The sequence below is a fragment of the Amycolatopsis sp. NPDC057786 genome, assembly GCF_042797905.1.
GTDB lineage: Bacteria > Actinomycetota > Actinomycetes > Mycobacteriales > Pseudonocardiaceae > Amycolatopsis.
In genome coordinates this window covers 23,723-36,721 of the sequence record NZ_JBHVKW010000030.1, presented here as the reverse complement: position 1 = coordinate 36,721, position 12,999 = coordinate 23,723, and the positions used below count along the sequence as shown (strand labels likewise).

Sequence of the window (12,999 nt, the reverse complement as noted above, 5' to 3'; positions counted from 1 at the left end):
TTTCGGGACATCAGGCGTCGCGAAAGTGGCTTTCGCGACATGGGCGCCGGCGGCGAGGGCCGCGATCACGACACGTTGCCTCTCGGCCCGATCAGCGCCGCAAGGCGACCACCCGGTGACAGCCGGCCAGGGTGGCGGGGCGGTGGGCGATGACGAGGACACCGATGTCGTTCCCGGCCGAAGCGAGCGCCGCGGTGATGGCTTCGTCGGCTTCGGGGTCGAGGTTGGCGGTGGCCTCGTCGAGGATGAGGATCCGGGGATTCATCAGCAGTGCCCTGGCGACGGCGACTCGTGCTCGCTGGCCGCCGGACAGTCCGTCACCGGATTCGCCGACGACGGTGTCGAGTCCGGCGGGGAATCCGGCTCCCGGGTCCAGGATCCCCGCCCGCCGCGCTGCCCGTTCGACTTCGGCGTCGCCGGCTTCCGGGTCGCCGAGCCGGATGTTGGTGGCGACCGTCCCGGTGAGGAGACCGGGTTCCTGGGGAACGGCGCTGATCGCGCGGCGGAGGTCGTCGTCGGCCAGCTCGGTGAGATCGACGCCGTCCAGGGTGATGTGACCGGCGTCGGGGTCCCACATCCGGGTCGCGAGCAACGCGCACGTGGTCTTGCCCGCACCTGACGGCCCGGTGAGGGCGACCCGTTCGCCGGGGCGGACGGTGAACGACACGTCGCGCAGGACCGGCGGGGCGTCGTCGCGGTAACCGAAGGACACCTGATCGAAGACGAGTCCGGTCGCGCGATCGCGGGGCGGAAGGGGCCGAGGTACGCGGGGCTCCTGGACCGCGGGGGCCCGGTCGAGTACTTCGGTGATCCTGGCACCGGCGGCGCGCAACGTGCCGACATTGCGCAGCAGATCCGAAATCTGTGCGATCGGGCCGAGTGCCGCGGTGGCCAGCACCATGGCGACCGGTGCGAGCGCGCGGTCGATCGTGTCGAGATTCGCCGCGCAGACCGCGAGCGCGCCGATCGCGCTGAGCGCCAGAGCCGCGTCCGTGACAGCGCGTTCCCCACCGATCCGTGAGCCGATCCTCGTTTGCACGGCGGTCAGCGCGCTCGTCTGTTCTGCCAGGGCGGCGGTGCGACGCCGCAGGGCTCCCGCGCTGCTGAGTTCGCCGAGTCCACGGACGGTGTCGACGAGTTCGGCGTTGAGGGTCGCGGCGGCCTCGGTGAGTTCGGTGCCCTGTCGCGTTCCCGCTCGGCCGGACAGCCATGGCAGCGCCGCGGTCACGACGACGAACGGTACCCACGCCAGCAACAGCCACGGCGTGACGAGGAGCGACAGGGTCGCGGTGGCGGCGACCATCATGGCCGAGGTGAGTGCTTGGGCCGCGGTGTGGGCGTAGAGCCATTCGAGACGGTCGATGTCGGCGAAGGCGACGGACACCAGATCGCCGCTCCTGCGGGGCTTCCGGCGGTCGGGCAGGCTCACGCGCAGCCGGTCGAACACCCGGGCCCGCAGGGTGCCGATCAGCCGGTAGGCCAGATCGTGGGAGACCCAGGACTCGCGCCAGGTCATCGCAGCGGTCACTACGGCGAGGCCGCACAGGACGGTCGCGACGACGGCCAGTGGCGCGGTGCCGGCCGCCGCGGCCCGCCCGGCCAGCCACGTGCCGAGCACGGTCGCCGTCAGCGCACCGAGCTGGACGGCCGCGTTGCTCACGACCGTCCAGACGAAGGTGGCCCGCTGCTCGCCGACGACCGGCAGGAGCCGCCGGAGCGGCCCGCTCACGTGTGGACCGCCTGCCCGGTGACGCGGCCGGACTCGATCGTGACGATCGCGCCGGCGTCACGCAGGGCGGTCTCGCGGTGGGCGATCACGATCCGGGTGGTGCCGGCGCAGTGCTCCGCCAGCCGGGTGAGGACGCGTTTCTCGGTGTCGACGTCCAGCGCCGAGGTCGCTTCGTCGAGCAGCAGCACCGGAGGCGCGGCGAGCACCGCCCTGGCGATGGCGAGGCGTTGCCGCTGCCCGCCGGACAGCTGGCTCCCGTTCTCGGTGAGGATCGTCGCGAAGCCGTGGGGGAGTGCCTCGACGAACTCGATCGCGTCCGCGACATGGGCGGCGGCGCGGATCTCGTCGTGCGTGGCGCCGGGCCGGGCGAGCCGGAGGTTTTCTTCCACGGTGCCATGGAAAAGATAGGTGTGCTGGCCGACGACGCCGATGCTCGCGCGCAGCGCGGCGAGGGTGTACCCGGTGATCGGGGTTCCGTCGAGTTCGATCGTCCCCTGCTGCGGGTCGGCCTCGCGGACGAGAAGCCGGGCGATCGTGCTCTTCCCGGCGCCGGACGGGCCCACGATCCCGGTCGTTTTCCCTGGCGCGCAGACGAAGCCGATGCCGGAAACGCCCGCGCCGTTCGGGTACCGGTACCCGACGTCCCGCAGCCGCAGCCGTGCCCCGTGCCGAGCGGGTTCGGTGCGGGTGCCGGTATCGGCGACCTGCGGACGCGCCGTCATGATCTCGTCGATGCCCTCGACCGCGCCCAGCCCTTGGTAGCCGACGTGCCAGTGGGCGGACAGGTCGAGTACCGGGCGGAAGCATTCCCTGGCGCACAACAAGAACAGGAACACCGACGCCGCGGGCGCCTGACCGCCGACGACCCCGGCGCACGCGACGACCACCGTGGCCGCGAGGCCGAGGTGCAGTGCCAGGGCGCTGACTCCCGCTTCCACCAGCGACACGCGCAGCTGGGCCATCGTGACCCGGTGCAGGCGGTCGCCGCGGTGGGCGAGTGCCTCGCCCGCCCGGCGGCCCGCGCCGAAGAGCCGGAGGACACCGATCGACTGGGTCGCCTCCAGATAGTCGGCCGCCAGCTTTTCGTAGGCGCTCCACCGGGTTCGGCCCGTCCGGAGCAGCCGGGCGTCCCAGAAACGGGGAATGGCCACGGCGCACAGAACCGCCGTCGCAAGGATCGCGGCGGCGGGGACGGAAACGGTGAACAGCCACCCGGCGACGGCGGCCGGAACCAGACAGGTCACGAGCAGCTGCGGCAGATAGCGGCTGTAGTAGGCGTCGAGGGCTTCGACCCCGTCGACGACCGTGTGTGTGATCGCGCCCGCGCGCTCTCCTCGCGTCCAGGCCGGTCCCAGCAGGGTGACGCGGTGCAGAAGTTCGCCGCGCAGCCTGGTGCGGATGGCGATGCCGAACCGGGCCGCGGCGACCTCCCGCGTCCACAACAGGACCGCGCGCACCCCGACGACGCCGGTCAACGCGGCGATCGCGGGTGCCACGGTCGCGAAGTCGCCGCCGCGGGTGAGATCGGCGAGGACGGACGCCGTCAGGACGGCTCCGCCGACATAGCAGGCCGACACGAGGATCGACAGCACCGCGAGCAGCAGGACGGGGGTGAGGACGACACCCGCCAGCCGCAGGAGCCTGCGATGGATCACCGGGTGAACGCGTCCGCGTGGAGCCGTTGCGCGATCTCCCGCACCACCGAGATGTTCCCGAGGGTGCCCGGATAGGTGTCCGCGGCGTCGATCGCGATCAAACGCTGTTCGCGGACGGCGGTCATGGCGGGGAAGGTGCGGGTGAGGTAGTCGATGCTCGCCTGCTTCTGCTCGGGCCCGTTGACCGCGAACACGATCGCGTCGGGATTCTTCGCGGCGAGCGCCTCGGGGGTGATCTGCGCGGCGAAGAACTTGGCGAACTGCGGGTCCTTCGGCGAGAACACGTTGTTCCCGCCCGCCCTGCGGATGATGTCGTACTCGATGCCGGCGCCGATCGCGGTGACGGTGGTGCCTTCCAGGAAGACCTGGGCGACGGTCGGTTGAGGCCGGCCCGCGATGGCCTTGTCCACGGCGGCCAGATCGGCTCGGCCTTGGTCGACCAACGCCTTCGCCTTGTCCGGCACGGCGAAGATCCGGCCGAGATTCTCCAGATCGGTGAAGAGATCGTCGACCGTGCCGTTCATGCGGCGTTCGGCGCAACCGCCCGCGGCGACATACGCGGCGACGCCGCTTTGCCGCAGTTGCTCCAGGCTGGCGAAGCCCTTCTCCGCGGTGAATTCGTAGGTGGTGGGGGAGAAGACGAAGTCCGGCTTGGCGGACAGGAGCTTCTCCCGGCTCGGCGGTGCCGACTCACTCAGCACCGGGATGGCGGCGGCCTGTCCGGCCACGTCTTCCGGGAGCGGTGCGGTGGCGGTCTGTGCCTGTCCGACGAGCGAACCCGCGAGACCCAGCCGCAGCAACAGTTCCGTCTGCGACGGGCTCAGCCCGACCGCGGCGCGGGGAGCGGCGCCGACGGTGACGTCCCGGCCGCAGTTGGAGACGGTGACCGCCGTGCTCGCGTTGTCCGACGGCGCGGCAGGAGTGACCGAAGAGCCGCACCCCGCGACCAGCGACAAGCTGACACCGAACGCGGCAAGGGACAGGGTTTTACGCATGGTTCTCATTTCCGGGTGTGCCGAGAGGGGAACGGTTCTCCGCGTGACGGCCGAAGACCAGCACCGGCCTGCCGTCGCGTGGATGGGTGAGCTGGTCGACGGCGACTCCGAACACGTCTTCCACGACGCGTGGGGTGAGCGCTTCGTCCGGTGTTCCGGTGGCGACGACGCGGCCGTCGTCGAGCACCGCGATGTCGTCGCAGTAGGTGGCCGCGAGGTTGAGGTCGTGCAGGGCGGCGATGATGGTGCGATCGAGCCCGGCCGCGATCCGCATGAGTTCCAGCTGGAAGGCGATGTCGAGGTGGTTGGTCGGTTCGTCGAGGACGAGGACGGGGGAGTCCGCCGCCAGCGCGCGGGCCAGCATCACCCGCTGCCGCTGTCCGCCCGAGAGCCGTCCGATGGGCCGGTCGGCGATGTCGGTGGCGCCGACCCGGTCGAGCGCGGTCCACGCGAGATCGAGGTCGGCTTCGGTGTCACGGCCGAATCCGCGCTGGAAGGGCACCCGGCCAAGGAGCACGACGTCGAGGACAGTCAGGTCGAACTCGGACGACGTCTCCTGGGTCATCACCGCCACCGCCCTGGCGACGGTCCGCCTGTCGGTGCGCCACACGTCGTGCTCGCCAAGGAGCACCCGGCCCGATGACGGCGCGACGGCGCGGTAAAGCGTGCGCAGCAAGGTCGACTTGCCGCTGCCGTTCGGGCCGACGAGCCCGAGAAACCGGCCGGAGCGGACCTCGAGGTCCACATTCCGCAGAACCTGGTTGCCGCCCAGCGAAGCGCTGACGTCGTGGAAATGGACCTTCACCGGCCGAACCCCGCCCGCGTGGCTGTGTCCCGGCGCATCAGCCACAGGAAGAACGGCGCGCCCACGACCGCGGTGAGGATTCCGATCGGGATTTCGCCAGGCGCCGCGACCGTGCGCGAGAGCAGGTCGGCGACCATGAGGAACAGGGCGCCGCCGAGCACCGCGACCGGCAGCATCCGGCGATGGTCCGAACCGACGAGGATCCGTGCCACATGCGGGATCACGAGACCGACGAAACCGATACCGCCGCTGACCGACACGATCGACCCGGTCAGGAGGGCGGCGGTCACGAGGAGCACGGCACGGAGCCGGTTCACGTCGACTCCGAGCGCGGTCGCGGACTCGTCGCCGCTCAGCAACGCGTTCATGGCCCTGGTCCGCAGTCCCACGACGACACAGGCGGCCACGAACGCGACCGCCGGCACGGCCAAGGAGGCCATCGAGGCGGCGGAAACGCTGCCGAGCAAGAAGAACAGGACGCTGAAGACGTTCTGTGCCTCGGTGGTCAGCGTCAGATAGCTCGTGATCGCGCTGAACAGGGAACCGAGGGCGACACCGGAAAGGATCATCCTGGTCGGCGACAGGATGCCGCGATGCCGGGCGACCAGCGCGACGCACACACTGGCCACCAAGGCCCCGGCGAAGGCCGCCGCGCCGAGGGGAAGCCCGCCCACGGCGGCCGAACCGAAGGTGATCACGAGGACCGCGCCGACACCCGCGCCGGACGACACACCGAGCAGATACGGCTCCGCGAGCGGGTTGCGCACGATCACCTGCATGATCGCCCCGGCCAGTGCCAGTCCGGCCCCGGCGAGCCCGGCCAGCAGCGCGCGCGGGAGCCGGAACTGCCATACCGCCTGGTCCTGCAACACGGTCAGGCTGCCGTCCGACATCCACGGCACGTCCGGCACGAGATGACCCACCACGATCCGCGCCGCGTCCGCGAGCCCGACCTCGACAGTCCCCACCGAACCGGATACGACCAGCATCACGAGGATCGCGACAGCGAGGACCGTGACCGTCCCCCGGTGCAGAAGCCGGGACCGGGCAAGTGCCGCCTGCCGGTCGCGGACGCCTGGAGGCGACGCGGACGGCCGCGAACGAACAACCATGGGGGGACGCCGATCGATCTGTGGTGGAAGGACACCGGAGCCTAACCGCACTCGATAATCGTTATCAACAGATAATCGGTAATGATTGTCATCACAGCTTGGTCGATCGGCTTCGCCGTTTTCGGGCCCTACCGAGGCGGATCGGCCGGATCCGGGGCGTGACCATCGGGTGACTGGTCTGCCTGCAGGTTCTCGAGGATCTTCGTGGCGAGCCCGGCGAACTGGTCGAGTTCTTCGGGTGTGAGGCGGTCGATGACGAGGCGCCGGACCTCCTGGGCGTGGCTGGGCGCGGCTTTCTCGAGCGCGGCGAGGCCTTTCGCCGTGATCACCGCCTCCATACCGCGCGAACCGCATCGTTCCCGTGTGACCAGGCCTCGTTTGCACATCCGGGTGAGCTGGTGGTGCATGCGGCTCTTCTCCCAGGCGGCCTCCCTGCCGAGCTCGTAAGCGCGCATCCGTCCGTCCGGCGCCTCGGACAGCAACGCGAGCACGGTGTAATCGGCGTTGGACAGGCCGCTGTCGGCCTGGAGCTGTTGTTCGATGCGTGTTCGCAGCAGCTCCAGCATCTGAAAGGACACCCGCCACGCGCGGAGCTCGCGTCCGGTCAATCCCTGCCGCTTCATGGCGCCACTATATCCCCGTGAGTTGACAAATCAACTCGCGGGCGTAGCCTCCGGTTGACACATCAACTCGCAGCCCGGTTCACGCAGGAAGGCGCACCATGACCGAACGAAGTGACGACGGTGAGCGGCCGCCGGAGGACACCGGACAGCGGGGACGCCGCTACGTCATCCGTGGCGGCGCGGTGATGTCCATGGACAAGAACGTCGGCAACTTCGCGGACGCCGACGTTCTGGTCGAGGGCAACAAGATCGTCGAGATCCGGCCCGGCATCCACGCCCCTCGCGCCGGCGTGATCGACGCGCGGGGGCGCATCGTGCTGCCGGGTTTCGTCGACACGCACCACCATCTGTTCGAGACCGCGGAGCGCGCGTTTCTCGCCAACGGCCTGCTCCTCGACGATCACTCGGGCTCGCCGAGCGCCTACCCGAACTACGGCGAGCACATCCTGCGGGGTTTCGCGCGGGTCTACCGGCCGGAAGACGTCTACGTCAACTCGTTGTTCGCGGGGCTTTCGCAACTCGACACCGGCGTCACGACGGTGCTGGACGTCTCGCAGATCCACCATTCCCCAGAGCACACCGATGCGGCGATCCAGGCGCTCGTCGACACCGGGCGGCGTTCGGCGTTCGGGTTCTTCGAGGGTGACGGCCGCACGGGAGCCCGGTATCCCCAGGACGCCTATCGCATCAGGGACCGGTGGTTCTCCTCGAACGACCAACTGGTGAGCATGGTCATGGGCGGAGAGCTCCATCTCGGCAGGCAGGTGTACACCCGCGCCTGGGCGATCGCCCGCGAGCTGGGTCTCAAGATCGCCGCGCATTCCGTCGGTTCATGGGGAATGCGGCCGGTCTTCGACGAACTCGCCAAGGGCACCGCCGGGGTCGAGGTGGGGCCGGACAACCTGTTCATCCACATGACCGGCATGTCCGACCCGACCTGGCGCCGGTTGAGGGACGCCGGTGCGCAGGTCTCGCTGGCCTTTCCGATCGAGATGAGCATGCGGCACGGCACGCCGCCCATCCTCAAGATGCGGGAACTCGGCATGGAGCCCTCGCTGAGTTCCGACGTCGAGACGACGATGGCCGCGGACCCGTTCACGCTGATGCGCTCCGCGATGACCACGCAGCGTATGATCGTCAATCAGATGATCTTGGACCAGGGCGACCTCGTACCGCCGGGCAACTGGCCGACGCCTGCTCCGGGCACGCCCGAACTGCTCACCGTCCGAGATGTGCTGCGGTACGCGACCGTCAAGGGCGCCGAGCACCTCGGACTCGACGGCAGGACCGGAACCTTGACGCCCGGCAAGGAGGCCGACATCGTCCTGCTCGACGCCACCGCGCTCAACGTGGCCCCGCTCAACAGCGTGCCGGGAGCGATCGTGTCGCTGATGGACCGCACCAACGTCGAGACGGTGATCGTCGCAGGCAAGGTGCGCAAGTGGAAGGGGCGGCTGCTCGACGCGGACCTGTCCCGGTTGCGCCGGGAACTCGAAGCGTCCCGCGATCATCTCTTCGCGGCGATGGGCCTGACACAGGACCTGTTCGCCTGGAGCTGAGAAGTCGGCGAGGCGAGGACCTGCTCGGAAGTGGCCTAGCGACCGCAGCGGTCCACGCGTTTCCACGGCCATTCCGAGACGAGCCAGCGCGCGACGGTGTCGGCGAGTGCCGCGTCGAGCTCCGCTTTGTCGGCCCGTACCCAGGATTGCACCGTGACGTCCCACTCTTCGGAGTCCGGGGGGTACAGGTACACGCAACCGATGACGACGTCGTCTGCCGGATCGAGGACGGTGAAGGTGAACCCGGTGCGTCGCGCGAAGTCCGAGGCGTGGCGGCGGAGATCAGCGAGGTTCTCTTCGGGGGTCATGCCGTCGCGAGGCGGCCAGTCGCCGTCGGGGTAGCCGGGAGTGGAGCGAATGTGCTCGATACTCGACATCCACGCGGCGTGGTCCGCCGAATTGTGCTGCGGTCCCAGCGGTTCCAGGCGGAACTGTTCCGTCACGAGTGCGGTCGGAGGGACGAAACCTGCCGGCACGAACACTTCCGAGGTCATGGCCAGGACCGTAGTGGCCGTCCGGACTTCTCGCATCTGAGTTTCCCGACGGGGTTCCGCGGCTTTCGCGCCCCGGGTGTCGCGAAAGCCACTTTCGGGACATCAGGCGTCGCGAAAGTGGCTTTCGCGACGCTCCGGCCGCGCGGGCACCCGCGGGGTCGGCCCAACCCCACCGCGCGGCACGTCCGGCGCGGCTATGGGGGACCCCCCGACGCTCCGGCCGCGCGGGCACCCGCGGGGACGCCACCGCCCGATTTCCTTGTCCACAAAGGACTCCAGCCGGGTAACGGTGTCCATTTTGAGTACTTTGTGCGGGGGTCGTGAGTGGCAATGAACGTTCTAACGTCATTGCCACTCACGACCTCCCTTGAAAACCGCGCATTTAGCCATCAATCGGACATTTCATCGCTCGAAAGTGTCCCGTGTGGATGCTGGAAAGGTGAGGACTTTAGGGCGTCGCCTAGGCGGCCACGAACGTTCCGGTCCTGGAGTGGCACGCGCCCGTGCTCCCACGTTGCGGCCGTCCTCGGGCCGCTGCGGCTTTCGCGGGAGGCCGCGCGGTTGACGACGCGATGGTGTCGCGTTTAGAGTGAACTTCTGTTCATTCAACGACCTGAGGAGGGGCACGGTTGCCGAGGACCGGGGCGCAGTACGAGGCCATGCGGGCCGACACTCGGCGCCGGATCGAGATCGCGGCGGTCAGGCTCTTCGCGCGGCAGGGTTTCGCGGCCACCAATGTTCGCGACATCGCGCGGGAGGCGGGGATCAGTACCGGGTTGATGTACCGGCACTATCGGACCAAGGACGATCTGTTCGGTGACCTGGTCGCTCAGGCGGCGGACGGTCTCGGCGCCCTTGCCCGGCGGTTTCGGAGCGACCTGCCGCCGGCGGTGCTGATCGGGGAGTTCACCCGCGAATACGTGCACGATGTCCTGGCCGGTGGCGGGTTCGTCGAGTTTCTCTTGATCATGAACCAGTCGTTCACCATGACGAATCCGCCCGCGCAGGTGCGCACGCTCAAGACGCGGCACACCACGATGATGCGCGGCCTCGTCGAGCTGATCGAGAGAGGACAACGGCTCGGCCAGTTCAACCCGGGGGACGCCGCGGAACTGGCGAGTTGTTACTTCGCCGCGCTCGGCGGGATGGCGATGATGAATTTCACGCTCGGGGAGGCGTTCGTGGCGCCCGGCCCCGAGCTGTTGACGAGCTTCTTGCTCAAGGAGGTTACCGATGCTGGAGGTCCGGCGAGCCGATGAACTCGGCGAGAGCGCGAGGGCCGGGATCTGCGCGGTCTTCGTCGACGGTTTCGGCGAGTACTTCGGCTACTTCGCGAAGGACCGGGCGACGATGGTGGACGCGTTCGCGCACATGCTGGTTCTCGACCTGTTCTACGTCGCCACGATCGACGGGCGGCCGGCGGGCATAGCCGCTTGCACGGACGGGCGGCAGTTGTCGGTCCGGCACGACCGGACGGTACTGCGGCAACGGCTGGGATTCGTCAAGGGGACGGTCGCCGACCTCGTGTTCCGGCGCGAGTTCCAGAAGCCGTGGGCGACGACCACGGACGGGGTGGCGTCCGTCGAGTTCGTCGCGACCGCCGCGGAATACCGGGGCAGAGGCGTCGCGACCGCCGTGCTGAACCACCTGCTCGCGCTGCCGCAGTACCGCGAGTATGTGCTGGAGGACGTCGCCGACACGAACGCGTCCGCGATCGCGCTCTACGAAAAGCTCGGCTTCCGCGAATGCGAGCGGAAGAAGGTGCGACACACCAAGAAGACCGGCATCAACTACTACGTGTCGCTGAAACTCGTTCAGGAGTAGGCCGTCTCAATGGCCTCACGGTCGTCGGCCGCGGAATGCCGCGTGCAGCAGGCCGAGTGCCGCGAAGCAGACGGAAATCAGCAGGGCGGGCCAGTGAAAGCCGGGAGACCAGCTCCAGGATGGTGTGATCCAGCGGGTGAGTTCGCCGAGGATCGGCGAGCCGGGCGCGAAGGCCACCGCGGGTGGGGCCTGGAGCCACGACGAAAGGTCAAGGCGACTTCGCAGAAGCGGGGTCGACCAGCTGGTGAACAGGGCGGTCGTGAGGGTCATGCCCGCTACGGCGACGGCGGTACCGAACGCGGGGGAGCGAATCCCGGCCCAGGCCCGCGCGGTCAGGCCCATGCAGGCCGCGGAGGCCCAGCAGCCGAGGACGAGTACCCCGTCCCAGAGCAGTTCCCAGTGCCAGTCCACCGGCGTCGGGAACAGCGCGAGGTCGGACCGTGCCGGGGTGAGCCAGGTGCCAAGGACGAGACCTCCGGCGAAAGCGAGGCCCAGCAACGTTTCCCGCCGCGGTAGGGCGCCGTGACGGCCGGACCACACGGTGCGCCATACCGCGGATGCGAGGACCAGGCCGGACAGCATGGCGATCAGCGCGAGATGCCAGCCTGCCCTCGTCGCGTCGGCGCCGAACTTCGGCAGGAGGGTGACCTGCTGCAGCGCGCTCGGCCAGGCCAGCCCGACGGCCACGCCGAGCGCGAGCAGGTCACGGTGGTCGGAGAACCACGGTGGTGCTCCGCTCGCGACCGCGGCCCGGCGCTGGGCCGGGCTGGGGTGCAGCCGGAACAGCCGGTCGAGCGGGCGTCGGTGGGCACCGGTGTCGTCTTCGAGCGCTCGCGTCAATCCCGCGGAACTCGCCGACCAGCCGAGCGCGCGGAGGTCCGCGAAGTGCTCGCGTGCCCGCAACACGCTGCTTCGCAGCAAGGACACCATTACCGCGAGCAGGACGAGTTGCAGCGCGGTGAGCCACGGTTCGTGTACCACGACCAGATCCGCGAACAGGAACAGGAGCCCGGCCGGTATCAGCACCCCGAAGAGGAACGATCGCCAGATCGCCTGCGTGACGGCGGTGAGGTCGATGTCGCGATTGCGGACATGGGCCAGCTCGTGCAGCACGATCGCGCGGAACGCGTCCGGATCCTCGCGTGCCAGTGCGATCAGGCCTCGATTGAGTACGACGTAGCGACGCCCCGGATATCCGAAAGCGGTCCCGCCTGCCTGGGGATCGAGCGGATCCAGCAGAAAACGGACGCGCACGCCCGCCACGGCCCGCGACTCTCGCAGCAGGCGGTCCAGCTCGGGATCGGCGGCACGCAGGCGGACGAGCCCGCGTAACCGGATCCGTGCCACTGGACCGAGAACGACCTGCAGCACCGTCAGCAAGGCCAGGACGGTCAAGAAGAACAGCGGCGGGGACAACGGCAGGGGATTCGGCGCTGTCGTGCATTCGGGATGCTGGTTCAGCACCTGAGAGGCCTGGAGGGCGATGTCGCTCGTAAGGCGATCGGACTGCGTGAGTGTGCGGAAGTACCGGGTCCACACCTGGACGCAGCCCGGTGGCCCTTCGAAGGGGTCCAGCCGGCGGCGATCCTGGACGAACTCCTCTCCGAGCCTGGTGGTGACCGGGACGACGCAGGCGATCAGCAGGACGACGCGCGGGTTGAGACCGGTCGGCGGGCCGAACTCCCGCTCATTCCCCGGCATCGGGCAGGCTCAGGCGCCCCACGATCGCGTCGGCCATGATCTCCGCCTTCGCTGGAGGCATTTTGAAGGCCAGCGCCTGCTCGTAGGCCCGTTGCCGGACCGTGGCGAGTTGTTCCGGGGTCAACCGGGGAACCGCGACCGGCGCGGCCTCTTGACGGTCCGACGGCTGAAAACGCGCGAGCAGCCGTTTGACCCAGGCTCGGATGGTCGAGGACGATTCTTCCCGGAGCGCGGATTTGATCTCCGCGCCGAGGAAGATCAGCACGGACTGCGCCGCGCCCAGTGCGGCGATACTCACCACCGGGACCCAGACGTCCACTCCGAAGGTCAGCGGCCCGTCCGCTTTCCCTTCCCTGGTCAGGTGTTCGGGTCCGACCGGGCGACGCAGGAACGCGGCGCTCGTGTCGTCGAACAACGCGAGTTCATCCGGCGCGGTGGCGTCCACCGCGGCACGAGCGAGTTCGACGACGAGATCTTGTTCCGCGGTACGGTTCCCCACTCA

At 69.2% G+C, this 12,999-nt stretch carries 12 protein-coding genes; 3 read left to right on the top strand and 9 right to left on the bottom strand.

The window, feature by feature from the left end; translation table 11 throughout:
* Positions 1 to 91 precede the first annotated feature (91 nt).
* From ACFVM3_RS18005 to ACFVM3_RS17980, 6 genes are all read right to left on the bottom strand, one after another.
* Entirely contained in the window at positions 92 to 1,729 is a 1,638-nt protein-coding gene (locus ACFVM3_RS18005; protein ID WP_378439918.1) for an ABC transporter ATP-binding protein, read from the bottom strand.
* The gene (locus tag ACFVM3_RS18000) at positions 1,726 to 3,384 is read right to left on the bottom strand and encodes an ABC transporter ATP-binding protein/permease (RefSeq protein ID WP_378439916.1); all 1,659 of its coding nucleotides are present in this window, start codon (positions 3,382 to 3,384) and stop codon (positions 1,726 to 1,728) included. Before ACFVM3_RS18000 ends, ACFVM3_RS18005 begins: the two co-directional genes overlap by 4 nt.
* Positions 3,381 to 4,379, bottom strand: a complete 999-nt coding sequence (locus ACFVM3_RS17995) for an ABC transporter substrate-binding protein (protein WP_378439914.1) — start codon at positions 4,377 to 4,379, stop codon at positions 3,381 to 3,383. Before ACFVM3_RS17995 ends, ACFVM3_RS18000 begins: the two co-directional genes overlap by 4 nt.
* Positions 4,372 to 5,184 carry an ABC transporter ATP-binding protein gene (locus ACFVM3_RS17990; protein ID WP_378439913.1) on the bottom strand — a complete coding sequence of 271 codons (813 nt, stop codon included), beginning with the start codon at positions 5,182 to 5,184 and terminating at the stop codon, positions 4,372 to 4,374. The genes ACFVM3_RS17995 and ACFVM3_RS17990 overlap by 8 nt, the downstream gene beginning before the upstream one ends.
* Entirely contained in the window at positions 5,181 to 6,296 is a 1,116-nt protein-coding gene (locus ACFVM3_RS17985) for a FecCD family ABC transporter permease (protein WP_378439911.1), read from the bottom strand. The genes ACFVM3_RS17990 and ACFVM3_RS17985 overlap by 4 nt, the downstream gene beginning before the upstream one ends.
* A 128-nt stretch (positions 6,297 to 6,424) precedes the next feature.
* The gene (locus ACFVM3_RS17980; RefSeq protein WP_378439910.1) at positions 6,425 to 6,919 is read right to left on the bottom strand and encodes a MarR family winged helix-turn-helix transcriptional regulator; all 495 of its coding nucleotides are present in this window, start codon (positions 6,917 to 6,919) and stop codon (positions 6,425 to 6,427) included.
* A 98-nt stretch (positions 6,920 to 7,017) separates the two neighbouring features.
* Here ACFVM3_RS17980 and ACFVM3_RS17975 point away from each other — a divergent pair, with 98 nt between their 5' ends.
* On the top strand, positions 7,018 to 8,478 hold the full coding sequence (locus tag ACFVM3_RS17975) for an amidohydrolase family protein (protein ID WP_378439908.1): 1,461 nt from the start codon (positions 7,018 to 7,020) through the stop codon (positions 8,476 to 8,478).
* Between the two features lie 35 nt (positions 8,479 to 8,513).
* Here ACFVM3_RS17975 and ACFVM3_RS17970 read toward each other — a convergent pair whose 3' ends face one another.
* Complete coding sequence (locus ACFVM3_RS17970) at positions 8,514 to 8,972, bottom strand: GNAT family N-acetyltransferase (protein ID WP_378439905.1); 459 nt, start codon at positions 8,970 to 8,972, stop codon at positions 8,514 to 8,516.
* Positions 8,973 to 9,601: 629 nt separating this feature from the next.
* On the opposite strand from ACFVM3_RS17970, the gene ACFVM3_RS17965 reads away from it, so the two are divergent.
* Together ACFVM3_RS17965 and ACFVM3_RS17960 are read left to right on the top strand one after the other, a co-directional pair.
* The gene (locus ACFVM3_RS17965; RefSeq protein ID WP_378439903.1) at positions 9,602 to 10,231 is read left to right on the top strand and encodes a TetR/AcrR family transcriptional regulator; all 630 of its coding nucleotides are present in this window, start codon (positions 9,602 to 9,604) and stop codon (positions 10,229 to 10,231) included.
* Positions 10,206 to 10,796 carry a GNAT family N-acetyltransferase gene (locus ACFVM3_RS17960; RefSeq protein ID WP_378439901.1) on the top strand — a complete coding sequence of 197 codons (591 nt, stop codon included), beginning with the start codon at positions 10,206 to 10,208 and terminating at the stop codon, positions 10,794 to 10,796. Before ACFVM3_RS17965 ends, ACFVM3_RS17960 begins: the two co-directional genes overlap by 26 nt.
* Positions 10,797 to 10,811: 15 nt before the next feature.
* Here the strand turns inward: ACFVM3_RS17960 and ACFVM3_RS17955 are convergent, their stop codons facing one another.
* Together ACFVM3_RS17955 and ACFVM3_RS17950 are read right to left on the bottom strand one after the other, a co-directional pair.
* Positions 10,812 to 12,497, bottom strand: coding sequence for a M48 family metallopeptidase (locus ACFVM3_RS17955; RefSeq protein ID WP_378439899.1), 1,686 nt, complete (start codon positions 12,495 to 12,497; stop codon positions 10,812 to 10,814).
* Entirely contained in the window at positions 12,484 to 12,996 is a 513-nt protein-coding gene (locus ACFVM3_RS17950) for a hypothetical protein (protein ID WP_378439898.1), read from the bottom strand. Before ACFVM3_RS17950 ends, ACFVM3_RS17955 begins: the two co-directional genes overlap by 14 nt.
* Positions 12,997 to 12,999 lie beyond the last annotated feature (3 nt).

Excerpts from the sequence above, each read along its gene's own strand:
- ACFVM3_RS17960 (WP_378439901.1), top strand. The coding sequence starts at position 10,206 with ATGCTGGAGGTCCGGCGAGCCGATGAACTCGGCGAGAGCGCGAGGGCC.
- ACFVM3_RS17970 (WP_378439905.1), bottom strand. The coding sequence starts at position 8,972 with ATGACCTCGGAAGTGTTCGTGCCGGCAGGTTTCGTCCCTCCGACCGCA.
- ACFVM3_RS17955 (WP_378439899.1), bottom strand. The coding sequence starts at position 12,497 with ATGCCGGGGAATGAGCGGGAGTTCGGCCCGCCGACCGGTCTCAACCCG.
- ACFVM3_RS17985 (WP_378439911.1), bottom strand. The coding sequence starts at position 6,296 with ATGGTTGTTCGTTCGCGGCCGTCCGCGTCGCCTCCAGGCGTCCGCGAC.
- ACFVM3_RS17975 (WP_378439908.1), top strand. The coding sequence starts at position 7,018 with ATGACCGAACGAAGTGACGACGGTGAGCGGCCGCCGGAGGACACCGGA.
- ACFVM3_RS17995 (WP_378439914.1), bottom strand. The coding sequence starts at position 4,379 with ATGCGTAAAACCCTGTCCCTTGCCGCGTTCGGTGTCAGCTTGTCGCTG.
- ACFVM3_RS17980 (WP_378439910.1), bottom strand. The coding sequence starts at position 6,919 with ATGAAGCGGCAGGGATTGACCGGACGCGAGCTCCGCGCGTGGCGGGTG.